This is a genomic window from Burkholderia sp. ABCPW 11 (genome assembly GCF_001523445.1).
Taxonomy (GTDB): domain Bacteria; phylum Pseudomonadota; class Gammaproteobacteria; order Burkholderiales; family Burkholderiaceae; genus Burkholderia.
This window is the reverse complement of the sequence record NZ_LOVM01000002.1, coordinates 313,266-337,949: the sequence shown is the minus strand read 5'-3', so window position 1 is coordinate 337,949 and position 24,684 is coordinate 313,266. Positions and strand designations below refer to the sequence as shown.

The window sequence follows — 24,684 nt, the reverse complement described above, 5'->3', positions numbered from 1 at the left end:
GCATGTCTGTTCGATTGGCCCGCACGACCGTCTACATGGGGCGGGCCTGTTGCGAGCTTCGCCAGAATACGTGAAACCGTGCGCCACGTTTGATAGAGGGGACTCTAATCGAAACAGCCCGCGTGACGCGGGCTGTGAGGCGGCTTTGGTGACCGATCAGTTGAGCTGATACGAGAACGCGGCGTTGATGCGCGGGCTGCGTGACGCGCTTTCGACCGGTGCGTCGCCCACCGGTTTGGCGACGTTCAGGTCGAGACTGTAGTAGCGGCTGTCCGTGAGCCGCACGCCGATGCCGACCGACGACATGCGGTTCGGCGATGGCGTGCCCGAGTGCAGATACACGCGCGCCATGTCGTAGGCGATGTACGGCGTGATCGATTTCAGATACGTCCAGCCCGGTGTGAAACCGCGATTGACTTCGAGCGACATCCCCCAGCCCGAGTCGCCCGACGTTTCGCCCGGCTGGTAGCCGAGCGCGTAACGGGTCGAGCCGAACGAGATCTGTTCGGATGTCGGCAGCGAGTCGGGACTGTATTGCCCGGTCAGCGAAACCGACGTGCCGATCCGGAACGGCCATTCGTTCGTCTGCGTGAAGGTTGCGCCGGTGCGGACGAAGGTCAGCGAGATCGGGCTGTCTATCGAGGTCGTCGCCGTGCCGACGGTGATGTCTTGCGCTTTCGACGCGCCGAGGATGTTGAAGCCCTTTGCAACGTTGACGCTCAGCTTCTGTACCTGTTTCGGCTGGACACTCGTGTAGTCGAGCTGCATTTGCAGCACGCGGACCTGCGAGCGCGTGTCGATACTGTTGCCGTTGAGCTTGCTCTGATAGCGGTCTTCGTTGTGCGACGCATAGCCCGACACGGTACCGAGCAGGCTGCGCTGGTTGTTCAGCAGTATCGGATAGGATGCCGAAAGACCGAGTTTCTCGTTCTTGACGGTGCGCTCGACGGTCGACGGCAACCCCGGGTTATCGGTCGGTTTGCCGCGATACGTGCTGGCATCGAGGCGCGTGATCAGGCCGCTGCTGCCGACGGGCACCGCGCCGCTGAACGCGAAGTAGGTCTGCTTGTCGCGTCCCGGCGGCGCGAGCGCCGAGATGCTCAGTTGCTCGCCGAACCGCGTCAGGCCGTTTTCGGTTGCGGTGATGAGGCCCTGGACGCCCGGGTGGTTGAAGTCGATACCCGTGCTGACGTTGAACGGCTTGCGATCCACCGCAAGTTCGAGCGTCGTCGCGCCGTCGGTGGTTTGCGGCGGCGGGACATTCGCTTTCACCGTAAGGCCGGGCAGCAGGCCGAACGTGTTCACGTAGCGCTCGAACGTCGCGCGGCGCAGCGGTCGGTCGGCCGTGATGTGCGCGGCGATCGCGCGAATCTTCGGTTCCATCGCGCCGGGTTTGCCGGTGACCTTGACGTCCGCCACGTAGCCTTCGACCACCGTGATGCGCACGACACCGTTCTCGAACGTCTGCGCGGGAACGAACGCGAACGACAGCGCGTAGCCGCGTTCCTGGTACAGCTTCGTCACGCCGTTGGCGGTTTCGATCAGCTCGCCGATCGTGATGTCCTTGCCGACGAGCGGTGTGAAGCGGCGCGTGATTTCCTCGAACGGCACCGACTTCACGCCTTCGACCTGGAACGTCGTCGGCGTCAGGTGTCGCGACAGCAACTCCTGCAATTGCGGCGCCTGCGGTGCGACCTGAACGGTGACGTTCGGGCCCGTCTTCGGTGCGTTGATCTGGGGAAGGGAGTCGAGCGGATTGCCGCCGACGCGCGTTTGTGCCTGTGCCGTGCCTGCTGCCGCGATGGCGAGCAGCATCATCCATCTGTCGAGTCTGGATTTCATTGTTCTTCCTCGTAGGCCTTGCTTTTCGTCTTCTTGGTAATGCCGGCGCACGACACCAGGGTGTCGCGCGCCGCGTGCCGCAATGCCGGTTGTGTTTGTACGGCCGCGTCATTCGCTCCGGCTGCGATGACGCGACCGTCCTCCTTACTTGCCAACGCTACCCAACGTACCCAGCAACCCCGTGACCGGTGCCAGCAGGCCGGTCGAACCGCTGCCCGACGACGCCGTACCCGACACGCTGCCGACCAGCGACGTGACCGGCGCGAGCGGGCTCGAGCCCCCGGACCCTGCTGCACCGCCAACCGCTCCGGTGACAGTATTCAGCAAACCGGTGACGGGCGCGAGAGGGTTTGCACCGCCTGCGCCACCCGTTGCGCCGCCGAGCGTGCCGGTGACCGTCGACACGAGATTCGTGACGGGCGCGAGCGGGCCGCTGCCCGAGCCGCCCGTTGCACCGCCGAGCGCACCCGTGAGCGAGCCGAGCGGCGTCGAGCCGAGACCCGACAGCAGGCCGCCGAGCGGGTTCGTCGAACCGGAACCCGACGACGAGCCGTTCTGGACGGTTGCCGTCGAGCCGCCGACGAGGCTCGTAATCAGGCCGGGGATCGGTGCTGCGCCGTTCGGGCCGTTCGGATTGACGAGGCCGCCCGCGTTGGTCACGGTATTGCCGACCGCGGTAACGAGCTGGCCGACGTCGCCGACGAGCGGCTGGCTCGACGTGCCGCCGACCTGTTTGCCGGCCGAGCTGATTGCGCCGCCGATCTGGCCGAGCAGGCCCGAGACGGGTTGGCCGAGGCCGGTCGTCGTGCCGACCTGCTGCGTGACCTGGCCGGCGGTGATCACGAGCGGCGTGATCGCCGAGCTGATCGGTTGCGTGACCTGCTGGACGGCGCCCGACGACAGCGTCGAGCCGATCGTCGTGCCGGCGGCCGTCAGGCCGTTGGCAACCGTATCGAGCACGGTGCCGACCGGCGTCGTGACCGGCGCGAGCGGTGCCAGCGGGCCGGTGCCCAGCGCCTTGACCGTCGAGCTCAGGCCGGACACCGTGTTGCTGGTCGCGCCGACGACGTTGCCGAGACCGGCAACCGTGGTGCCGACCGGGTCCTTCGTCGAGCCGATCTGCCCCAGCCCGTTGCTCACCGCATCGGCGGCCGCGCCGACGATCGTGCCGGTGCTGGACAGCGTGCTGCCGACGCCCTTCGTCACACCGTCGCCGAGGCCCGGCAGGCTGATGTTGCCGACCGTGCTGCCGAGGTCGGTAGCCGTCTGGCCGACCGTGCTGATGACGCCCTTGGTGCCGGTCGGCGAGCCGCTGGTGCCGCTCGTGCCGGGCGTGCCGCTCGTGCTCGGGTTGTTGTTGTCGTTGCTGCTGGTCGGCGGCGAGCTGACGCCGCCACCGCCGCAGGCGGCCAGCAGGCACGCTGCGGCGAAGGCGGTGAGGGGCACGCGCCAGTGGCGCAGGGCGACCGTCGTGATGGAACGTTGCTGGGACATAATGGACTCCTCGCTGTCTTTTCGATGAATGGGTGTCGGATTACTTGCCGTGCGTGCCGCCGAGCAGGCCGCCGATCAGCGACGTGACGGGTGCAAGCAGATTCGACGACGAGCCCGAGTTCGTGACGGCACCCGTGCCGCCGCTCAGTGCCGGTACGCCGACCGTGCTCGTGACCGTGGAGACGGCATTCGTCACCGGGGCGAGCGGGCTGCTGCCGCCTGCGCCAACCGTCGCGCCGCCGAGTGCGCCCGTGACTGCGCCGAGCAGACCGGTGACCGGTGCGAGCGGGCCGCCGCTGGTACCGCCCGTTGCGCCACCGAGCGCGCCGGTGACCGTCGAGACGAGGCCCGTGACCGGTGCGAGCGGGCCGCCGCTGCCACCTGCCGCGCCGCCGAGCGCGCCGGTGACCGTCGAGACGAGGCCGGTGACCGGTGCGAGCGGGCCGCCGCTGCCGCCTGCTGCGCCGCCGAGCGCGCCGGTAACCGTCGAGACGAGGCCGGTGACCGGCGCGAGCGGGCCGCCGCTGCCGCCTGCTGCGCCGCCGAGTGCGCCCGTGACGGTCGAGACGAGGCCGGTGACCGGTGCGAGCGGGCCGCTGCCGCCACCCGTTGCGCCGCCGAGTGTGCCGGTGACCGTCGAGACGAGACCGGTGAGCGGTGCGAGCGGGTTGGTCACGCCGCCGGTGCCGCCCGTGAGCAGGCCGCCGACGGCCTTCACGGTGTTGCCCGTCGACGAGACGGTGTTGCCGAGGCCGGTGGTGACCGGGTTGCCGCCCGTCGATGCGAGCAGGGCGCCGGCCTGGTTCAGCCCGTTGCCGACCGTGCCGAGCAGCGTGTTGACCGGCGCGCCGAGGCCGGTTGCCGTGCCGATCGTCTGGGTCGTCTGGCCGACCATCGTCGTGATCGGCGTGATGGCTGAGCTGACCGTTTGCGTGACCTGCTGAATCGGACCCGTCGACAGTGCGTTGGTGAGCGTGGTGCCGCCGTTCGACACGGCGCCGCCGAGCGTCGATACAAGGCCGCCGACCGCGCCCGTGACCGGCGCGAGCGGCGACAGCGGGCCGCTGCCGAGGCTCGTGACGAGGTTGCCCGTTTGCGTGACTGCGCCGCCGAGCTGATTGACCACGCCGCCCGTGCTGGCGACCGTGGTGCCGACCGGATCCTTCGTCGCGCCGAGTTGGCCGAGCCCGCTGCCGAGGCCGTTGCCCAGCGCGGTGACCGCGCCGCCTACGCTTTGCACGATGCCGCCCGCGGCTTGCGTGGTGGCCGGATTGACGCCCGGCAGCGTCTGGCTGCCGATGACGGAGCCGAGACCGGAGACGGTGCTGCCGGCATTCGTGATGATGTTGCTGCCGCTTGCGAGGACATTTCCCACCGGGTTCGCCGACACACCGGAGGTGCCGGACGTACCGCTCGTGCCCGAGGTTCCGCTGGTACCGGAGGTGCCGCTCGTGCCCGAGGTTCCGCTGGTGCCGGAGGTGCCGGAGGTGCCGCTCGTGCCCGAGGACCCGCTCGTGCCGGAGGTGCCGCTCGTACCCGAGGTGCCGCTCGAGCCGTTGCCGCCCGACGTGGAGATCGTGTCACCGCCGCCCGAGCTGGAGCCGCCGCCGCCGAGACCCTGGCTGATGGAGCCGGAGCCGCCGCACGCGGAGAGGGAAAGCATGGCTGCAACGGTGGCCGCGATCAGAGTCGTCCGGAACACGCCATGAGGGATAACCTTAATGTCCATTTCTTCCTCGCATTAAAAATGTGTTGTGAGCTGCATTGTGTTGAGTGGTGCGAGGACTACTCTGCAACTGTCGTGCCATTTCGATACCCGATGGGGCGGCAGCGGGTTTTAAACGAGGCAATTCCTTGTCGGAGAAGGAAATTAGGGGAGTCGAAAGATTGTTGAATCTGTTTAAGTGCGGGTGAATGAGAACGGTTTCGGTCGTTTCGTAACGTAACGTCACAACATTGGCGTTACGCGTGCGGCGTAACGTGGGGCTCACCCAGGCTTGGTGGACGAGGCAACGGTTTTACTGGTGGATTAGGTGTGCACATCTAACCTATCGTAAATCCTATGTGTAAGTCGTACCGAAACGCCGTACAAATATGTTGCGCTTCGGTCATTTTTTCGATCCAGGTTGGTAAAAAAGGAGTTGGAAGTTAAATCGGATCAGATATAGAATCCGGAGCAGATGTAAGCAAATGTACGGTTCGGTACACTACGTTCGAGGAGGGCCACTATCGCGAATGTTAACTTGCATCAAATCGTGAGCAATGCCCTTCGGGGCGACCTATAAAGAAAGCGCACCCGGTTGTCGTTGCAGCAGATGTGGCGAACGGCTGGGGCAAACGGCCAGATATGCGGGGACGTATACGTATAAAAGGCCAGAAAACGTAAATACAGGCACGAGGAATAAAATGAAAGCAATCATCAAGCGTTTCCTTAAGGAAAACGACGGGGTTACCGCGATCGAGTACGGGCTGATCGCGGGTCTGATCGCTGTCGCGATTCTGGCGGGTGCTTCGTCGATCGGCACGAGTCTCGGTAATATGTTCTCGAATCTCGGGTCATGTATCAGTGCTCCGGCGACGGCCGCGAACTGCACGGCGGCCACCATCTTTAAGTAACCGACCTGACGTTAATTAGCACGACCTCGGAGCATTGAGTCGTCTTGGTGTTGCGGAGGGAGGATTGCCCTTGGCAGTCTGCCCCTCCGCGACATTTATCGCAGGTTGCGGTGCGATGGCACATTTCATTTTCAGCGGGATATTCCTGGTCTGGGCTGCGCTCGTCGCAACCAGTGACATCCGTTTTCGGCGCGTTTCGAATTCGCTCGCCTTGGCAGGGTTGGTTTGCGGCCTGGGCGGCGCGTATTTGAACGTCAGCCCGTTCGGTATTCTCCCGAAGCAGGCGATGATCGGTTTGCTGGTCGGGTTGGCCGCATTTTTTCCGCTTTTTTTGCTGCGCGCCATGGGCGCGGCGGATGTCAAGATCTTTGCCGTGATCGGCGTGTGGTCTGGCGCACATGCGCTGCTGTGGATCTGGATTGCCGCCAGTCTTGCCGCCGGTATTCATGCATTGATGCTGATGCTACTGTCGCGCACGTCGATCGGCGCGTTGTGGCAACGAGGCCGGCCAGCGATGGCGCTTGGCAAATTCCGGGCAACACCTTATGCGGCATGCCTCGCGGCACCGGCAGCCGCATGGGTTGTCTTTCTTGTCGCCACGGGGGGCGTGCGATGAAACGGCAGATGTCGCTACGTGGACGCCGCCGGCAGCGCGGTGCGACGGCGGTCGAGTTTGCGATCGTGTTTCCGTTGTTGTTCGCGATTTTCTACGGCATCGTCAGTTTCGGGATGATCTTCACCATTCAACAGAGCCTGACGTTTGCTGCCAGCGAAGGGGCGCGGGCCGGGTTGGCTTATGCGCCGAGTCTTGCTGCACGCATTACGAACGCCCAAACGACTGCACAGAGCGTCGTGGCGTGGCTGAATGTCGGTACGCCACAAGTCGTGGCGCCGCAGTGCAGTTACGACCAGTCGGTTCCACCTTCGTTGTACTGCCTGTCGGTCACGGTGAATTACACGCCCAAGGACTGGATCACGACCATGCCGTTCCTGGGAAGCATACTGAGTCAACCGCTGACGAGTACGGCGGTCGTGCAAATTCCGCAGTCGATCCTTTGAGGTACGTATCGTGACGCGACGGGCATGCTGACACGCGATTTCGGCAGAAACCTATCGGACTTTCATTTCGGCATCCACACAACAACATGGCCAACAATTTAACGAAGATCATCGCGGGGCTGCTGATTGCAATCGCGGTATTGCTCGGAATCTACGCGTGGATGCTCGGACGCAGTACGCAGAATGCTCCGCCAGTCCAGCGACCCGTCGCAGCAAGCCCGGTTTCGGTCGTGGTCGCGACGCGCGTGTTGCCCGCCGGCCAGCCGATCACGGCCGACGCACTGAAAATCCAACAGACCACACCGGTGCCGACGGGCGCATTTGCCGACCCGTCCGTGCTCGTCGGTCGGGTGCCGGCTGCGGATATTCCGGCTTCGTCGCCGGTTGTCGCGGGGGCGCTGGTGTCAGGGCTTGCAGAGGATGTTCAGCCGGGCGAGCGTGCGGTCGCCGTACGGGTAGACGAAACCAATGCGGTCGGCAACCGGCTGCGGCCCGGTAATTTCGTCGACGTATTTCTGAACCTGAAGCGCGAAGGCGGCGGCACGATGCTTGACGGCGAAGTATCGCAGACGCAAGCGCGACTGCTCTTGTCGAAGGTGCGCGTGCTGTCGTTCGGCGACGCGACACCCGATCGAGACAGCGGCAACACCGCCAACGGCAATAACGGGCAACCGTCTGCTGTCCGCATCGCGGTCCTTGCCGTGCCGACCGCGCAAGTCGATGCGCTGACGCTCGGCGAGGCGAGTGGACGTCTGACTTTAGCGTTACGCAACCCGCGCGACGACGAGCTTGCGATGCAGACGGTCGCGGTGCGTACGGACAACAAGCTGTCGCCGTCGGCGCTCGCCGCCGCAGGCGTCTCGCTGCAGCAACTGTCCGGCACGCCGAAAACACCGATGGCCAATATGAACGTGCCGCCGCTGCCATCGCGCCTGTCGCCGGCGGTGCGGCCGGGCGGAGGCGGCGGCATCGAAGTGATCCGTGGCGGCCGAGCGGAAACGGTTGCCTATTGAACGACATCGACGGCCATCGATATCAGCGACGACAAGTACAGGGCCGCGTGACGGTCTACCAAACAATGAAAAACACACTGACTGCATTCGGGATTGCTATCTGCACCATGGCTTTCGCATCGTTTGCTAGCGCGAACGGCACGATCGAGCTCGCGGTCGGCGCGCAGCGGCAGCTTTCCGCGGGCCGGACACTGCAACGCGTTGCGGTCGGCGATCCGGCAATCGCCGACGTGCTGATCATGAAGGGCAGCCGGTCGGGTTCCGTACTGCTGACGGCGAAAGCGCCTGGCGCGACGAATGTGATGTTGTGGGAGCGCGGTCACGACGAACCGACGGTCTGGAACGTCGAGGTCGTCGACGCGGCTGCGAAGGCGGTGCTCGACGGCTCTACACCGCGAGTGAATGCATATGGCGGCACCGCCGTGCTTCAGGGCTCGTCGGCATCGCTCGATGCGCATGCGCGTGCAGCCGCGGTCGCCAAGAACATGAGCGGGAAGGGCGCCGTGATCGATCGCTCGACGTTGGGGGGCAAGAGTGTCGTGCAGGTCGACGTGCGGGTCGTCGAATTCAGCCGCTCGGTGCTCAAGCAGGTCGGATTCAATTTCTTCAAGCAGAGCAACGGCTTTTCGTTCGGATCGTTCTCGCCGGGAGGCGTGCAATCGTATAGCGGTGGGTCGCCTGGTACCGCGGGGTACCTTCCCACACTCGGCTCGCCGGTTTCGTCAGCGTTCAATCTAGTCGTGAATGCCGCGGGCCGCGGAATCTTTGCCGACCTCTCGCTGCTCGAGGCCAACAATCTCGCCCGTGTGCTCGCGGAACCGACGCTTGTCGCGTTGTCCGGCCAAAGTGCGAGCTTCCTCGCCGGCGGCGAGATTCCGGTGCCGTCGCCGCAAGGGCTCGGCTCGACCGCGATCCAGTGGAAGCAGTACGGTGTCGGACTATCGCTGACGCCCACAGTACTGAGCCCGCAGCGGATTGCGTTGAAGGTTGCACCCGAATCGAGCCAGCTCGATTACGTGAACAGCGTGACGATCAGCGGCGTTGCGGTGCCAGGGATCACGACGCGTCGTGCCGACACGACGGTCGAACTCGGCGACGGCGAAAGCTTCGTGATTGGCGGCCTGATCGATCGCCAGACGATGTCGAACGTGAACAAGGTGCCGCTACTCGGTGATTTGCCGATCATCGGCACGTTCTTCAAGAATCTGAACTATCAGCAAAACGACAAGGAGTTGCTGTTCATCGTGACGCCGCATCTCGTTGCGCCGATAGCGAAGGGTGCGGTGCTGCCTGCTACGCCTGGGGAACTGTCCGAGCAGCGTAATGGGCCGGTCTGGCAGTCGTATCTGGGCGGCGCTGCATCGCCTGACGCCGCACCGGGGTTTTCGAAATGAGTGCGAGGCATCGTGGGTGCTTCGGTACGCCTTGCTCAATCGGGGGTGTTCAACATGAACGCGCGAATTCAATCATTGTGTGAACCCGCCGTGACCGACTATTTCGTTTGCGCATCGCAACAGGAAGCGCATGTTCGATGGTTAGCCGATGCGCTTGTGTCGGCCGGTGCGGTCGATGCCGCATCGCTCGAACCGGGCGTGCTTGCCCAGCGCATCACGGGCCTCAATCCGGCGCTCGTCTTCATCGATTTCTCGGACGGTAAGCCCGCAGCGAGCATTGCCGCCGCCTCGGTTCGTGCCACGCATCCCGGATTGCCGATCGTCGCGCTCGGTTCGCTCGCGCAGCCGGAGAGCACGCTCGCCGCATTGCGTGCTGGCGTTCGGGATTTCATCGACGTATCGGCGCCGGCCGAGGATGCATTGCGGACGACGCGTGGGCTGCTCGCGAATGTCGGTGAACCAGCGAGCCGACACGGCAAGCTCCTCGCATTGCTGGGCGCACGTGCTGGCATGGGGGTAAGCACGCTCGCGGCGAATCTCGCCGTATGGCTACAGAAGCGCGCGGCGGGCTCGGGAGTGGATGGTGTGCCGAATGGCGGTACGCCGGCCGGTCGCCAGACCGCTCTCGTCGACTTAGGGCTACCGGCAGGCGATGGCGCCCTGTTCCTGAATACTCGCTGCGAATTCCATTTCATCGATGCGGTGCACAACCTGCGCCGCATCGATCGGACTTTTGTGAATACCGCGCTGAGTCGACACGAGAGCGGCGTGGCGTTGACGACGCTGCCAGCCGATCTCGGCGGGCTGCGCGATGTCTCGTACGCGTCGTGTGCCGGTTTGCTGAACCGTTTTCGCGCATTCTTCGATCAGCAGATCATCGATCTTGGCGGTTTCTCGAATCGCGAATTTGTGGCGCAGATCACGAACTCGGCTGACGAAGCGTGGCTTGTTTGCGATCAGGGTGTCGCGTCGATCGTATCGGCGGCCGATTTGCTCACCGGGCTGCGCGACGCGGGTGTCAATACCGATCGCGTACGGCTCGTCGTCAACCAGTACGACCCGGCGCTCGACCTGTCGCCCGCCCAGATCGCGGAGCGCCTCGGCTTGTCGCTGGTCGGTACCTTGCCGTCGCGCCGTGTTGCGATCGGTCATGCGGCGAACCGGGGGCGACTCATCGTCGACACGGCAGAGCGCGACCCATACGTGCGCGCGCTTGAGTTGCTTGCCGCGGGGCTGCCAGGCGTGTCGGTCAGATCGACCAGTCCGCGTTCGGCGGCCGGTCTGTCCGCGCTGAAGCGCTTCATTCAACCCTCGTCCAAGCGGTCGTAAGCGATGGCACACGACATTCAATTTGCCGACGGCGCAGCGCCGTTCTCCCAGACGCAGCAATTTCATGACATCAAGAATGCCGCGCATGAACATTTGCTGACGCGCATCGAAGAGCTGGGTGCCGAGTTCGGTCGATGGTCCCGACAGGCGATCAATCAGTTCGTCGACCTCGAGATCGACAGCTTCGTGCGCCTTCGTCGCATTCCGCTCAACGAGAACGAGGTGCGGACGATCGCCGAGGCCCTGACGAAGGAACTTGCGGGCTTCGGGCCGATCGAGGACCTGCTTGCGGATCCGGCCGTCGAAGACATCCTGATAAACGGCTACAACGACGTGTACGTGTCCCGTCACGGGATCCTCGCAAAGCTGCCCGTGCGCTTCACCGACAACGCGCACCTGCTGCGGATCGTGCGCCGAATTCTCGCGCCCATCGGCCGCCGTCTCGACGAGTCGAACCCGATGGTCGACGCGCGATTGCCCGACGGCGGCCGCGTGAACGTTGTGATTGAACCGCTGTCGATCGACGGCCCAGTCGTATCGATCCGGAAGTTCCGTAAGGATCCGCTGAAACCGTCCGACTTGCTTGGCAACGGAACGTTCAACGAAGAGATCAACACGTTGCTTCAGGCGGCAGTCGAAGCGCGTTGCAACATTCTCGTATCGGGCGGTACGAGTTCCGGCAAGACATCGCTGCTCAATGCGCTCGCGTTCCATATTCCGGAGATCGAGCGTGTCGTGACGATCGAGGATACGGCCGAGTTGTCGCTGAACCACCCGCATGTCGTGCGGCTCGAGAGCCGACCTGGCGGGTTCGACGGTACCGGCGTCGTGTCGATCCGCGACTTGCTGCGCAATACGTTGCGGATGCGTCCGGACCGGATCATCGTCGGCGAAGTGCGCGGCGGCGAGGTGCTTGAAATGCTGCAGGCCATGAACACGGGGCACGACGGCTCGATGGGTACCGTGCATGCGAGTTCGCCGCGCGAGTGTCTGTACCGTCTCGAGATGCTAGCGGGTTTTGCTGGCTTCCAAGGTACCGAATCGAGCCTGCGCCGGCAGATCGCGAATGCGATCGACTTCATCGTGCAGATCGGGCGCCTGTCGAACGGGCGGCGTCGGATCCTGTCGATCACCGAAGTGACCGGGCTGTCCGACAACATCATCGCGACGCAGGAGCTTTACCGCTACGAAGCGCGCGTGACGCCGGAGGGCGAGGAAGTCGACCACTGGGAGACGCTCGGCATTCATCCGCATTCGCCGAAGCTCGCCCGCTTCCGTCAGACGTTGACGAGCGGCGGGTTCGGCGATGGCGGATTCGGCGGCGGCTTTGGCGGTGGCGGGTTCGGCCGAGGCGGCGGGGGCTTCAATGTATAGCGCGATGGTATGGATGCTGGCGATCGCGATGCTATGCGTCGCGGCTGCGATGATGCTGTGGCGTCACGCAGAGACACGGCGCGTACGGACCGACGCAAAGCGCTTCATCGACAGTCGGCTCGAGCCGGGTGCACGTGCCGGTGCCGCTGCGCAGACAGTGCGGCCGACGCCGACAAGCGCCGCGCGCGCCATGCCGCAGCCCGCAGTGCGAAATGTATCGCCCGACGCATTGTGGGCGCACTGGTACGCGACGGCATCCGAGTATCTATCGAATCTCGCGAGTCGCGCGGGGATCGCGGATGCGCGTGGCAAGGCGTTCGCCGCGCTCGTCGTGATGGTGGCTGTCGCCGCATTCGCGGGCAGTCGCGGCGGTGCACTTGCATGCTTTGCGGCGCTGGCATGCGGCGGCTCCATACTGGGCGTCTGGATCGCGTCGAGGATTCAGCGGCGCAGGCTGAAGATCGTCCGGCAGATCCCGTCGTTCCTCGACGGGATCGTTCGTCTCGTGACGCTCGGCAACAGCGTGCCGGCGGCATTCCAGTCAGCGCTGCTGACGACCGAAGAGCCGCTTCGCGGCTGTCTCGACCACGTGTCGAGGATGCTGCGTGGCGGCGTCGAAATCGATCGCGCAATGGTCCACATCGCGAAAATTTACCGGACCGAGGAGTTCGAACTCGTCGGCTCCGTGCTTCGATTGTCGGTCAAGTATGGTGGGCGTGCGGACGTGATGCTCGAACGCATGGCTGTATTCATGCGCGATCTCGAACAGGCGGAACGCGAGTTGACTGCGATGTCGGCGGAGACGCGGTTGTCAGCGTTCGTACTGGTGATGTTACCGATCGGGATCGGCAGCTTTATCGTTCTGAACAATCCTAAGTATCTGTACGGGATGTGGAACGATCCGAGCGGGCGCACGCTTCTCATGCTCGCGTTCCTGTTGCAATTGGCCGGCAGCGTCTGGCTGTATCGAATGGCTCGGCTCAGGTGATGCGATGACAGCTACTCAGATTGGAGCAATTGCCGTGGCGCTCGGCGCGCTCGGCGTGCTGCTGTTCGGCATGATGGCCTTGCTGCGCGCGAATGCCGCGACGCGTGCCGAGCGCGCACTTGTCGATGCGCTTGACCGACGCATGGCGACGCTCGAAGCAGCGCGAGCGCGGGCCGAGCCGGCCGGCGACGAGGCGCCGGCGAAACCCGACGTACGCCGGGGACAGCCTGTCGAGCGCATTCTTGATCGTCTGTCGGCGGTTGGCGTGCGTTGGCTCGACACCGGGTTCGGTAAATATGCTGTCGCGGAAGAGGATCGGCGCCTGCTCGAGCAATGCGGTTACGTCGATACCAGAACGCGCGGGCTGTTTCTGAGCGCTCGGATCGCGTTTGGAATCGGGCTGCCGCTGTTGTTCGCGATTTTTGCGAGTGGGCGGATGAAGGGCGGTATGTGGATGGTCGGCATGTTTGCGGCTTTCGGGCTCGGCTTCATGTTGCCGAAGTTGTACGTGCAACGCCGCGCAGCAAGGCGGCGGCAAAGCGTGATCGACGAACTGCCGTTGCTCGTCGATATGCTGCGTCTGCTGCAGGGCGTCGGGTTGTCGCTCGATCAGAGCCTGCAGGTCGTGACGAATGATTTCCGCGGAATGATGCCGGTGCTGTCGTCGGAAATGGGAATTGCACAGCGGCAGTTTGCGGCGGGCCGAACCCGCGAGCAGTCGTTGCAGCGCCTGACCAACGGATTCGACAACGAAGATCTGCGCGCGATCGTGCGCTTGATGGTGCAGGTCGACAAGCATGGCGGCGCGGTGCAGGAACCGCTCAAGCAGTTCGGCGACCGGTTGCGAGAGACGCGTCGTGCGATGTTGCGTGAACGGATCGGCCGATTGACCGTGAAGATGACGGGGGTGATGGTGCTGACGTTGTTGCCTGCATTGCTGATCGTGACGGCAGGGCCGGGTTTGCTGGCGGTGACGCATGCACTATCGTCGCGTCATTGAGGGCGGAAGGAAAGACGATGAAACTGATCAGCGAAAGGGTGGTACGAACGGGTGTGGCGGCGGCAGCGACGCTGTTGCTCGGTGCATGCGCGATCAAGGACAACGGGTACGGTGTCAGCGCACAGACGGAACGTGCGGCGTTGATGCAGGCGGCCGATCAGAAGCAGTCCGTGCCCGATACGCCAGGGATGTATCTGGGCCTGATCCAGCGCATGCAGACGCAGGGGCTCTACTTTGCGTCGCTCGCACATATCGACTCCTACGACAAGACATATGGTGCGATTCCGGAATCGATCCTGTTGCGCGCAGACGCACTGCGAATGACCGACCAGCCGGCTGCGAGCTCGGCCGCCTATTCGCAATTGCTGAAAACACCGCTTGCCGCGCGCGGCTATCGCGGGCTCGGCTTGATCGCGGGTGCGGCAGGGAATTTCGACCAGGCCGCGCAGGCACTCGCGCAAGCGTCGGACCTAGCGCCGACCGATGCGTCGCTGCTATCCGATCTTGCGTATGCGAAGTTGCGCAGCGGTGACGTCGTCGGGGCACGTGTGCCGCTGATGAAAGCGGCCGAACTGGATCAGCGCAATCCCAAGATCGTCAGCAATCTTGCGCTTTATCTGATTGCGGCGGGGCGTGCACAGGATGCACAACGGTTGATGAACCAACAGCATTTGCCGGCGGATATCCGTAAGGACATCAATGGCGACGCTGCGAAAGTGATGGCTGCGGTACACGCGCAGCAGCGGGCAATCGCGACGCCGCCGGTGGTATCGCGTCGCGCCATCACGACACCGATTACACCGATGGCGAACAATTTCGGCTACGACCAGACCGTACCGCTGTTGCAACGCTTTGCACAATGAACAGATATTCGGGGAGCGACATGAACAACCAACATCACCGAAACATGTATGTCGGACGGATCATGGTGGTGGCCGCGATCGTCTGGATGGCAGCGAGCCCGGTTGTCGCGTCTGCGCAAAATGTTGATGGCCCGCACGCGTCCGACGTCGAACGCTCGGCGAGAGAATGGCTCGCGATGCAGCGCGACAATCGCGCGGCGGCGCCCACGCAACCGGTGCTTGGTGATGTTGCGTCACTCGTCTATCAGCGCTATCTCGACTCGTTCAAGAACAAGATTCCGGACACGATGAATTCGCAGCTCGGTTCTGCCGGCGGCATGTCGGGTGGCGGGCAAGCTGCGCAGTAGGCGAGACGGCGATGCGCACGATTCAACCACACGCGGTCCGCCGGCGCCGTGCCAGCTGCTTGCACAGACGTCGCCAGCGCGGCGGTGCCGGGATCATGGCGACGATATTCCTGGCGATAGCGGTCATTGTGCTGGGTGCGACGGATATCGGACGCTACTATGCCGAACGACGACATATGCAGTCGGCTGCCGATTTGGCCGCGCTTTCTGCTGTTACGCAGGCCGCCAGCGACGCCACTTGCACGGCAGCAACGACCGCGGTCAAGCAGGTTACGAACGTGCCGGCAAGCTTACTGTCGGGAACATCGACGGCTACCGTGACGTGCGGCATCTGGAGCCCGCCGCCGACCAGCGGCGCCAGCGCGCAGTTTACGCGTACCTCGGGAGCCCCGCTGCCCCCCAATAACCAATGTGCTGGCCTGTCGGGCGGTGCCTTTAGCACCGGTCAATCGGTCAACGCCGTTTGCGTCACGGTCTCCGAGCATGTGAGCGGAATCTTTATCAATGACGCGACGATCAGCGCGTCGGCCATCGCCAAGAGCGTGCCGACCGATACGTTTGCGCTGACCACGTCGGTTGGATCGCTGGATGGTGGAGTGGCCAATCAACTGCTCCAGGCGCTGACAGGAGCGAAAAATCCGCTCAATCTCCAGCTTGTCGACTATAAGGGGCTCGCACAAGTCAACTTGAAACTGGGCGGCATTCTCGCCAATCTGCCGGTTGGCACGACCACGGGTGTATTGGACGGTACCGTGACGTTAGGCCAGTTGGCCAACGCCGCGGTGCAGGCGGCGACACAGCAGAACTTGGTCGGCGTGAACTTGAATGTCCTGAACGCGATTGTCGCTGCGCTTTGTTCCGGCAGTGTCTGCAGTGGGCCGCAAATCGCACTCGGCCCGTTGGTTTCCGCTGCAACCGCTAACGGTAGCTCTGCAGTCGATGCCAGCGTTAATGCACTCGGATTACTGTCGACGGCATTGCAGATCGCGAACGGTACGAGTTCGGTCAGCATTCCCACAGTCAAGGTTCAGACGCCTGCGCCGCTCGCACCGTTACTGAATGTGACCGTGTCGGGTTCCGTCAAGCTGGGAGCTACTCCGCCGTCTACCGCGAGCGGTCCTCCTGGGCCGCCGAATTGCGGGACGTCCAATTGCACGACCACCGCATCGACCCAGCAGGGAACCATCTTCCTCAATACGTCGATATCGCTGCTGTCGAGCTGCCCCACCGGCGGGTTAGTTTTTTCGGGCGGCAGTTGCCCGTCGGGTAGTCCGACGCCGCTTGCCGGCGTTCAATTGCCGATCGCCGCGTCTGTGGCGCCAGCGGTGGCTGGCCTGGCATCCGTCACGTGTTCTGCGGACGGTATGAAAAGCGCGATAGTGAATGTGCAGACGGGTGTGGCTGCCGTGTATATTGGTGGTTCACGGAGTACCTTCAACCTCAGCGCGCCGTCCGGATATATGCCCGACAGCAGCGCCGCCCCGATTCCACTGGTATCCGTCAACCTGCAGAGTCTACTCGACCTGCTGGGCCTTGGTGTCGTGACGAATGCGCTCAAGGTTCTGACTCTGGGACTCATCAACCTGAATCAGATTACGGTCAACATCAACATACAGCCGGGGCAGGTGACGATCCCTGTCGCCAATCAAGGGCAAACCACGCTGACATTTCAGTATCCTGGACCTGGGTCGTCCGGTTCACCCAATCCGGGGCCGCCGTACACACTCAGTACGCCGACGACTCAGTTTCTGGCGCCTGCTGTTCAGGGAATAGCCAATAGTGGCCTATCGTTCTCATTGTCGGCGGAAGGTGGCTTGGCGCAGGTTCTGGCAGGTATCTTGAGTCCTGTGCTGAATATCCTGACTGGGCCGCTTCTAAATGCGCTCGGAAGTACGCTCGTTCCACTGCTCCTGCAACCGATCGATTCGCTCTTGACTGCGGTCACAGGCCTGCTTGGATTAAGCCTGGGGAATGCCTCTGTCACGAACGCACCGGATTGGATTAAATGCGGCAATCCCATACTGGTTCAATAAATGCCTGAACATCGTGTTGCCGAAGCGGGCGGTTTCGCTTCCGCTCGCAAATGGCCACCGATCCGCAACGCCAAGCAACCCGTCAATTACTGAAGCCGCATCCGAAACATGAGAACCACGCCCGCAATCGAAGAGCTCGACCTGTACGTCTGGGAAGGCAAGGCGGACATCGTCGACCGCGTCGCCCGATGCATGGCAAGCTTCGACGTCGAAGTGATCCGCGCCGACAACGCGGCGGTCTCGCCCGAGCGCGCCGCGATGCGGCGGTCGCTGGCGATCATCAGCGTGACGATGATCGAAGGCGGCGCGGCATTCCTGCGCGACTGGCAGGCCAACATCGGCATGCCGGTGGTGTGGGTCGGCGCGGCGCGCGACCACGACGCGTCGCAGTACCCGCCCGAGTATTCGCACATCCTGCCGCTCGATTTCACGTGTGCGGAATTGCGCGGCATGATCGGCAAGCTCGTCACGCAACTGCGTGCGCACGCAGCCGAAACGTTGCAGCCATCCGAACTCGTCGCGCACTCCGAATCGATGCAGGCGCTGCTGCACGAAGTCGATACGTTCGCCGACTGCGACACCAACGTGCTGCTGCACGGCGAAACCGGCGTCGGCAAGGAGCGCATCGCGCAACTGCTGCACGAAAAGCATTCGCGCTACCGGCACGGTGAATTCGTGCCGGTGAACTGCGGCGCGATTCCGGACGGCCTGTTCGAATCGCTGTTCTTCGGCCATGCGAAAGGATCGTTTACGGGCGCGGTTGTTGCGCATAAAGGCTATTTCGAGCAGGCGGCCGGCGGCACGCTGTTCCTCGACGAAGTCGGCGATCTGCCGCTGTATCAGCAGGTCAAGCTGCTGCGGGTGCTCGAGGACGGCGCGGTGCTGCGGGTCGGCGCGACGGCGCCGGTGAAGGTGGATTTCCGTCTGGTCGCGGCGAGCAACAAGAAGCTGCCGCAGCTCGTGAAGGACGGGCTGTTCCGGGCCGATCTCTACTACCGGCTCGCGGTGATCGAGCTGAACATCCCGTCGCTGGAGGAGCGCGGCGCGGTGGACAAGATCGCGCTGTTCAAGTCGTTCGTTGCCGAGGTGGTCGGCGAGGAGCGGCTCGCCGAGCTCTCCGATCTGCCGTACTGGCTCACGGATTCGGTCGCGGACAGCTATTTCCCCGGCAACGTGCGCGAACTGCGCAACCTCGCCGAGCGCGTCGGCGTGACGGTGCGGCAGACGGGCGGCTGGGATGCCGCGCGGCTGCAGCGACTGATCGCGCATGCACGCAGCTCGGCCCAGCCGGTGCCGGCGGAGAGCGCGGCCGAGGTGTTCGTCGATCGCAGCAAGTGGGACATGAACGAGCGCAGCCGCGTGATCGCGGCGCTCGACGCAAACGGTTGGCGTCGTCAGGACACGGCCCAGCAGCTCGGTATCAGCCGCAAGGTATTGTGGGAAAAAATGCGCAAATATCAGATCTTCGACGAAGAGCCCGAGACCCGCGAAAGCGAGTAATTAATGAGATAAAATCGCGGTGAATTACAACGACTCGGGCGGGAATAAAATTTCATGAGCCATATGACGGGGTTGGGGCGGGTGAGCGTGTTGCTCGCCATGATGGGAGGTATGCAAGGCGCGTTCGCGCAGGGGCTGGCAGGCAGCGATTCGTCGACGGTGCAGCAGGCGCCGGCGGTGCAGCAGGCGTCGGCGCCGGTGGCCGCGATTCCGGTGATCGATTCGCAGGCGCAGACGCCGGTGCAGCCGCAGGCCGGCGAGACGACGGGGCCGAGCACGGTCGACGATTTGCAGCGTCAGATCCAGGCGCATTCGCTGACGGAAATGCGCACGAGCTACAACGGCAGCTACGGCGCCAGCCTGCTGTTCAACGTCAAGGACGGTGCGTACTTCATCGCGTTGTTCCAGCAGAAGGCGTTCTGGCGCGTGATCAAGACTTACGACGAAACGCGAGCGGAAGCGATCTATCGCGATTTCTCGCATCAGGCGGAGCGGCTGGCCGTCAACGAACTGCGGGCGGCGAAGCTGGAATCGCAGAAGGCGCAGATGGACAAGCAGATCGAAGTTACGCAGGACCGCGCGCGGCGTTTGCAGGCGGATATCTCGATCGCCCGCCAGCAGCAGGCGGCGGTGGCGGATCGGCAGAAGAGCGTGCGGAGCGAAACGGCGGCGCTGCAGGCGCAACAGGCTCAGCTGCAGTCGCAACTGCGGGCGTTGCAGCAGCAGGTGCGTTCGCTGCAGCGCGAGGCCGACGCGGGCTTGCCGACGACGGCCCGCTGAACCCGGTGACGGCGGCGCGGCGACGCGCCGCATCGGTCGTACCAGTGAAAAGGGCAAGCCGGATGGCTTGCCCTTTTTGTTTTACTGGCCGTCCGGCACGATTCGCCGGCGGCGCGTCACGATGACTGGCCCATTGCCGCCGCGGGAATCCGACGGCGCGGCGTTGCCGGAGGCATCGCCGGTGTCGCGCGGCGCGCCGTAGCTTTCACGCGGCTCGCGCGGTGCGCCGTAGCCTTCGCGCGGCTCACGCGAACCGTAGCCTTCACGCGGCTCGCGGGAGCCGTAGCCGCCGTCGCCGCGCGATTCGCGCGGGCCGCCATGCGAGCCGTACGGGCTGTGACCGCCGCCTTCGCGGCCGCCGGGGCGACCACCGGTGCGCGGGCCGCGGGGGCCGCCGCCGGGGCGGGAGCCGCCGGTGTCGAGCTGGATCGTGGAAATCGCACGCTTGTAGATGCCTTGCAGACCCACGGGGGTGCGCAGCATCACCAGATACTGGTCGAACGACTCGATACACCCCGTCAGACGAATGCCGTTGACGAGATAGATTTCAACACGCTTACGTTCCTTGCGTGCCGAATTGATGAAGTCGTTTTGCGGATGGGATTCTGCGGGATTGGCCATTGAGGTGCGGCAGGAGCCTGCGTCAGAGAATATGTTGTGCGTGTGTGTGGCGTGTTCGTCCACAAGGCGTTTGGCGGAATTCTACCTTGTTCGATAGGGAAGCGCGCAGTCGTGATTGTGTCGAACCGTAACCCACTATAGACGTTCCGGCGCATTTTCGCGATTAGGCCGAACGGCCAAAGTCGTTTCGTTACGTCGCGTTACGACTCTCGCAGCCCCGTATCACCTCGGTGCAGGCGCCGCGCTTACATTAATCGCGTGAGCCGGGCGGGCCGGCTTATCAGGGATCCGGAGCATGAACAAGAGGCAAGTGGCAGGAATGATCGGGAGCATGGCGTTGCTCGCTTCCGGTAGTGCAATGGCGGGGCACGTGGATCTGTCGGTCGGCATCGGCGTACCGGTCGCGCCGGTCTATGTCGAGCCGGCGCCGGTCTATGTGGCGCCGCAGCCCGCCGTCGTCGCCTATCCGGGCTACGGATACGGCTATTACGGCGATGACGACGACGATCGCTATCGCAAGTGGCGCAAGCACTATTACAAGCACTGGCATCGGCACCACGGCGACGACGATGACGATTGAGCCCGTGCTGGCCCCGGCCGACGCGCATCAGAACGCGTACTCGGGGTTTTTCGGGTCGAATGCGGTGTCGTCGAGCGGCGTCGGTGTGATTTTCTCGATGACGATCCGCTCGAAGATCTTGCCGTCGTTGTCATAGGATTCGACGGTCCGAAAATAGGGTGCGTGCAGGTCGAGCCCAAGCACCTCCTTTTTCGCATAGAACTGTGGCCGGCCGGTCGGCGTTTCGTAGGTCAGCGCGACGACGCGCACGCCGCCGATCGTTCTGGCTTCCACGTCGGTCGGCCGCTGCACGCCGGCTTCCAGGTATTTCTTCCCTTCGGTCAGGTACAGGTTCGCGATGAACTCGGTGCCGAGATCCTTCACCTGGTGATTCGACTGGGCGCGCGCGAGCGCGCCGTCGATCGCCGTCCATAACGGAATCTTGCCGAGCAGGCCGCCGAGATGGCCGTACATCTCGTCCTTGCGCTGCGTCGTGTCGTAGATCGTCTCCTGTCCGGCATGTGCGCCGCCCGGCAGCCATTTCGCATACACGCGCAGCGGCTCGCGGGTCGTCTTCACGAGCATGCGATCGGGCGTGTCGGACCATTTCCCGTTGATGCGCTCCTGGCGCACCATCGTGAACCGGTAAGACGGATAACCGCTGGGGCCGTTACGGATATAGAGCGGCACGGCCAGCGGATCGAGCGCCTTGAAGAGCACCGTGAGCGTCGCATCGTCGAGTTGCGCGAGCGTGCCGCGCTGGGCCGCCGTGCGCAGCCAGCGCGCCTGCTGCGCGAGCGGCTCGTGCGTGACCTTCGCGAGATCCGCAGGGAGCGCGGCGGCCGGTGCCGCGCTCGCGGCGCCGGCCTGTTCCTGTGCATGCAAGCCCGCCTGCGCGAGCGACAGCACGCATGCGACGGCTGCCGCGGCGGCATGTCGCGCGCGGCGCTTCGTTCCTTCTTTCATCGATGGCGTCTCCCGGAGCGAGGGGGCGTTCAGTCTTGCTTCGCCGCCTGGATTTTGGCGAGTTCCTCGTCGCGCAGCGCGCGGCGCAGGATCTTGCCGACGTTCGTCTGCGGCAGTGCGTCGCGGAACTCGACGAATTTCGGCATCTTGTAGCCGGTCAGGTTCTTGCGGCAGTGCGCGAGTACATCCTCGGCCGTCAACGACGGGTCGCGACGCACGACGAACACCTTGATCCGTTCGCCCTGCACCTCGTCCGGAATGCCGATCGCCGCGGCTTCGCTGATGCCGGGATGCATCACGAGCACTTCCTCGATCTCGTTCGGATATACGTTGAAGCCCGACACGAGGATCATGTCCTTCTTGCGATCGATGAGGCGGATGAAGCCGCGCTCGTCCATTACGCCGATGTCGCCGGTGGCGAGCCAGCCGTCGGCGTCGATCACCTTGGCCGTCTCGTCGGGGCGCTGCCAGTAGCCGCGCATCACCTGCGGGCCGCGCACGCACAGCTCGCCGGGCTCGCCGATCGCGGCCCAGGTGCCGTCCTCGCGACGAAAGCGCACGACGGTCGACGGCGCGGGCAGGCCGATCGAACCGCTGAACGCGGCCATGTCGTTCAGGTCCACGGGATTCATCGTGACGATCGGCGAACACTCGGTGAGGCCGTAGCCTTCGACCACCGGGCGGCCCGTCACCTGCTGGAAGCGCTCGGCGACCGCGCGCTGCATCGCCATCCCGCCCGCCATCGCGAGCTTGAGCTTCGAGAAGTCGCGCTTGCGGAATTCGTCGTTGTCGAGGAACGCGTTGTACAGCGTGTTGATGCCGGTGATCCCCGTGAACGTCTCGTGGCGGATGATCTTCATCACTATCTTCATGTCGCGCGGGTTCGCGATCAGGATGTTGCGCCCGCCGAGTCCCATGAAGATGAACGCGTTCACCGTCAGCGAATAGATGTGATAGAGCGGCAGCGGCGTGAGCACGGTTTCGACGTCGCCCGACACCTGGTCGGCGATCCAGGCCTTCGCCTGCAGCAGGTTCGCGATCAGGTTGCCGTGCGTGAGCATCGCGCCTTTCGCGACGCCGGTCGTGCCGCCCGTGTACTGCAGGAACGCGAGATCGTCGCGCGTGGTCTGCACCGGTTGCGGCTTGCCGCGCGCGCCGAGCGCGAGGGCGGAGCGCAGCCGGATCGCCTGCGGCAGGTGATAGGCCGGCACGAGCTTCTTCACGTGCTTCAGCACGAAATTGATCAGGCGTCCTTTCGCGTTGAAACCGTCGGAGAGCAAGTCGCCGAGCGCGGTGACGACGATGTGTTTCACCTGCGTTTCCGGCAGCGCGTCCTGCAGCGTGCGCGCGAAGTTCTCGAACACGACGATCGTCTGCGCGCCGCTGTCCTTCAACTGGTGAGCGAGTTCGCGCACGGTGTAGAGCGGATTCACGTTGACGACGATCGCGCCGGCCTTCAGCGTGCCGAACAGCGCGACCGGATACTGGAACGTGTTCGGCAGCATGATCGCGACGCGGTCGCCGGGCTTCACGCCGAGGCTTTGCAGATACGACGCGAACGCGTCGACTTTGCGCGCGAGCGTGCGGTAGGTCATCGATGCGCCGGCGCTCACGTAGGCGACGCGGTCGGCGAAGCGGGTCGTGCATTCGTCGAAGAACTGCACGAGCGACGCGTATTGCGTGACGTCGATCTCGTGCGGGACGCCGGGCGGGTACGACGCGTACCAGATGGCATCGGTGTTCGGCGGAATGTGGGCCGAGGTGGGTGCTGCGGAAGATGACATGACGTGTCTCCGGTCTTGGCGCTCGGCGAGGGTCGGCGCGCCAGCGCCAGCCCATGCCCCGTGCTTCGCGGCCGGTTGACGCGGGCGCCTCGACGCCGCGCACGACCGCGCGTATCAATCAAATCGTGAACAGGAAGCCGCGCGTGGCCTCGCGCGCTCAGTTCGTGGAATGCAGCGGCGCCGTCTCGGCGGCGGTCGGGCCTGACTGCGGCAGTCCGAATGCTTCGCTTGCGCCGGCGTCGTCGAGCACCGCCGCGAAGATCGACAGTTGCGCGCTGTCGGGCATCGGCGCCTTCAGCGCGGCGACGATCAGCGACGACAGCCGCGCGATCATCTGCACGTCGTTCATCGTGCGGCCTTGCGAGAATTCGTCGATCAGGCTTTCCGTTTCGGCGCCCGCGAGCGCGCCGGACAGCGCGCCGATCGCGAAGTGCAGCCGCCAGCCGAGCTCGGTGCGCGGCAGGTGCGGCAGCGCGCGCTGAAAGGCGTCGAAGAAGCGGCCCGCGACGCTCGCGTAGTGCGCGGTCAGGAAGTTGCGCACGAACGGCGAAGGGTCGGTGTAGGCGCGGCCGATCAGCCGCAGAAACCCCGGCCCGCCGCGTTCGGGATCGCGCGATGCTTTGAGCGCCGGAATGAACATCGCGCCGAGCACGTGCTCGCAGGTAATGTGCGTGCCGAGCTGCGCATCGAAGCGGTCGAGGATGCCGAGGCGCTCCTGGTTCAACTGGTCGAGCCGGCGCGACAGCATCGCGTGGATGAGCGCTTCCTTGCTGCCGAAGTGGTAGTTGACCGCGGCGAGATTGACCGCCGCGCGCGAGGTGATCTGCCGCATCGACATCGCTTCGAAGCCATGTTCGATGAACAGATCCTCGGCCGCATCGAGAATGCGCGCCTTCGTCCCGCCGGTCTGCCGCGTGCCGGATGACCGCGCCCCGGACGACCGTCCCGCAGATGGCCGCCCCTCCTGACTTACTGCCATGTTCCGCCTCCCATGCCGGTTGCCCGGCCGCGAACAGGTGATTTGATTATCTGATTCAAACAGTCGTTTTCATTAAGATAAAAAAACGCGGGCGGACCGGGCAAGCGCGGAATCTGGACCAATTCCTCTAGTTCGATGTGCAG

Annotated in this window: 22 protein-coding genes; 15 read left to right on the top strand and 7 right to left on the bottom strand. The window is 64.1% G+C overall.

Translation table 11 applies throughout. The features are described from left to right. Nucleotides 1-156: 156 nt before the first annotated feature. The 3 genes from WS61_RS02240 to WS61_RS02230 all read right to left on the bottom strand — a co-directional run bounded on the left by WS61_RS02240 (nt 157) and on the right by WS61_RS02230 (nt 5,065). Nucleotides 157-1,842: a ShlB/FhaC/HecB family hemolysin secretion/activation protein gene (locus WS61_RS02240; protein ID WP_059499044.1), complete on the bottom strand. Its 1,686-nt coding sequence runs from the start codon at nt 1,840-1,842 to the stop codon at nt 157-159. Nucleotides 1,843-1,986: 144 nt separating this feature from the next. Then, nucleotides 1,987-3,336, bottom strand: a complete 1,350-nt coding sequence (locus tag WS61_RS02235) for a collagen-like triple helix repeat-containing protein (RefSeq protein WP_059499043.1) — start codon at nt 3,334-3,336, stop codon at nt 1,987-1,989. A gap of 40 nt (nt 3,337-3,376) precedes the next feature. Further along, complete coding sequence (locus WS61_RS02230) at nt 3,377-5,065, bottom strand: collagen-like triple helix repeat-containing protein (RefSeq protein WP_059499042.1); 1,689 nt, start codon at nt 5,063-5,065, stop codon at nt 3,377-3,379. A gap of 677 nt (nt 5,066-5,742) precedes the next feature. Here WS61_RS02230 and WS61_RS02225 point away from each other — a divergent pair. From WS61_RS02225 to WS61_RS02165, 14 genes are all read left to right on the top strand, one after another. Continuing rightward, nucleotides 5,743-5,952: a Flp family type IVb pilin gene (locus WS61_RS02225; RefSeq protein ID WP_059499041.1), complete on the top strand. Its 210-nt coding sequence runs from the start codon at nt 5,743-5,745 to the stop codon at nt 5,950-5,952. 115 nt (nt 5,953-6,067) lie between these two features. Then, nucleotides 6,068-6,568 carry a prepilin peptidase gene (locus tag WS61_RS02220; RefSeq protein WP_059499040.1) on the top strand — a complete coding sequence of 167 codons (501 nt, stop codon included), beginning with the start codon at nt 6,068-6,070 and terminating at the stop codon, nt 6,566-6,568. Then, nucleotides 6,565-7,011 carry a TadE/TadG family type IV pilus assembly protein gene (locus tag WS61_RS02215; protein WP_059499039.1) on the top strand — a complete coding sequence of 149 codons (447 nt, stop codon included), beginning with the start codon at nt 6,565-6,567 and terminating at the stop codon, nt 7,009-7,011. Before WS61_RS02220 ends, WS61_RS02215 begins: the two co-directional genes overlap by 4 nt. Before the next feature lie 86 nt (nt 7,012-7,097). After that, the gene (gene cpaB / locus WS61_RS02210) at nt 7,098-8,024 is read left to right on the top strand and encodes a Flp pilus assembly protein CpaB (protein WP_059499038.1); all 927 of its coding nucleotides are present in this window, start codon (nt 7,098-7,100) and stop codon (nt 8,022-8,024) included. A 65-nt stretch (nt 8,025-8,089) separates the two neighbouring features. Next, nucleotides 8,090-9,418, top strand: coding sequence for a type II and III secretion system protein family protein (locus WS61_RS02205; protein ID WP_059499101.1), 1,329 nt, complete (start codon nt 8,090-8,092; stop codon nt 9,416-9,418). Between the two features lie 54 nt (nt 9,419-9,472). Further along, nucleotides 9,473-10,747, top strand: a complete 1,275-nt coding sequence (locus WS61_RS02200; protein WP_059499100.1) for a fimbrial protein — start codon at nt 9,473-9,475, stop codon at nt 10,745-10,747. Between the two features lie 3 nt (nt 10,748-10,750). Beyond that, nucleotides 10,751-12,121: a CpaF family protein gene (locus WS61_RS02195; protein WP_059499037.1), complete on the top strand. Its 1,371-nt coding sequence runs from the start codon at nt 10,751-10,753 to the stop codon at nt 12,119-12,121. Further along, nucleotides 12,114-13,109: a type II secretion system F family protein gene (locus WS61_RS02190; RefSeq protein ID WP_059499036.1), complete on the top strand. Its 996-nt coding sequence runs from the start codon at nt 12,114-12,116 to the stop codon at nt 13,107-13,109. Before WS61_RS02195 ends, WS61_RS02190 begins: the two co-directional genes overlap by 8 nt. Before the next feature lie 4 nt (nt 13,110-13,113). Next, nucleotides 13,114-14,109: a type II secretion system F family protein gene (locus WS61_RS02185; protein ID WP_059499035.1), complete on the top strand. Its 996-nt coding sequence runs from the start codon at nt 13,114-13,116 to the stop codon at nt 14,107-14,109. Between the two features lie 17 nt (nt 14,110-14,126). Continuing rightward, entirely contained in the window at nt 14,127-14,972 is an 846-nt protein-coding gene (locus WS61_RS02180) for a tetratricopeptide repeat protein (protein WP_059499034.1), read from the top strand. Nucleotides 14,973-14,992: 20 nt separating this feature from the next. After that, nucleotides 14,993-15,319, top strand: a complete 327-nt coding sequence (locus WS61_RS02175; RefSeq protein ID WP_059499033.1) for a DUF3613 domain-containing protein — start codon at nt 14,993-14,995, stop codon at nt 15,317-15,319. Between the two features lie 11 nt (nt 15,320-15,330). After that, on the top strand, nt 15,331-17,352 hold the full coding sequence (locus WS61_RS32425) for a pilus assembly protein TadG-related protein (protein ID WP_257126227.1): 2,022 nt from the start codon (nt 15,331-15,333) through the stop codon (nt 17,350-17,352). 108 nt (nt 17,353-17,460) lie between these two features. After that, on the top strand, nt 17,461-18,852 hold the full coding sequence (locus WS61_RS02170; protein WP_059499032.1) for a sigma 54-interacting transcriptional regulator: 1,392 nt from the start codon (nt 17,461-17,463) through the stop codon (nt 18,850-18,852). Nucleotides 18,853-18,906: 54 nt separating this feature from the next. After that, nucleotides 18,907-19,632, top strand: a complete 726-nt coding sequence (locus WS61_RS02165; protein ID WP_059499031.1) for a DUF2968 domain-containing protein — start codon at nt 18,907-18,909, stop codon at nt 19,630-19,632. A gap of 81 nt (nt 19,633-19,713) precedes the next feature. On the opposite strand, the gene hfq is transcribed toward WS61_RS02165, so the two are convergent. Next, on the bottom strand, nt 19,714-20,253 hold the full coding sequence (hfq, locus tag WS61_RS02160) for an RNA chaperone Hfq (RefSeq protein ID WP_059499030.1): 540 nt from the start codon (nt 20,251-20,253) through the stop codon (nt 19,714-19,716). A gap of 295 nt (nt 20,254-20,548) precedes the next feature. Between hfq and WS61_RS02155 the strand changes: the two genes are divergently transcribed. Beyond that, nucleotides 20,549-20,833 carry a hypothetical protein gene (locus tag WS61_RS02155; protein WP_059499029.1) on the top strand — a complete coding sequence of 95 codons (285 nt, stop codon included), beginning with the start codon at nt 20,549-20,551 and terminating at the stop codon, nt 20,831-20,833. Nucleotides 20,834-20,860: 27 nt separating this feature from the next. Here the strand turns inward: WS61_RS02155 and WS61_RS02150 are convergent, their stop codons facing one another. The 3 genes from WS61_RS02150 to WS61_RS02140 all read right to left on the bottom strand — a co-directional run bounded on the left by WS61_RS02150 (nt 20,861) and on the right by WS61_RS02140 (nt 24,541). After that, the gene (locus WS61_RS02150) at nt 20,861-21,778 is read right to left on the bottom strand and encodes a DUF1571 domain-containing protein (RefSeq protein ID WP_059499028.1); all 918 of its coding nucleotides are present in this window, start codon (nt 21,776-21,778) and stop codon (nt 20,861-20,863) included. A gap of 29 nt (nt 21,779-21,807) precedes the next feature. Continuing rightward, a complete protein-coding gene (locus WS61_RS02145) occupies nt 21,808-23,562 on the bottom strand; it encodes an AMP-binding protein (RefSeq protein ID WP_059499027.1) in 1,755 nt (584 codons plus the stop codon). A gap of 157 nt (nt 23,563-23,719) precedes the next feature. Beyond that, nucleotides 23,720-24,541, bottom strand: a complete 822-nt coding sequence (locus WS61_RS02140) for a TetR/AcrR family transcriptional regulator (protein WP_059499026.1) — start codon at nt 24,539-24,541, stop codon at nt 23,720-23,722. Between the last annotated feature and the right edge of the window lie 143 nt (nt 24,542-24,684).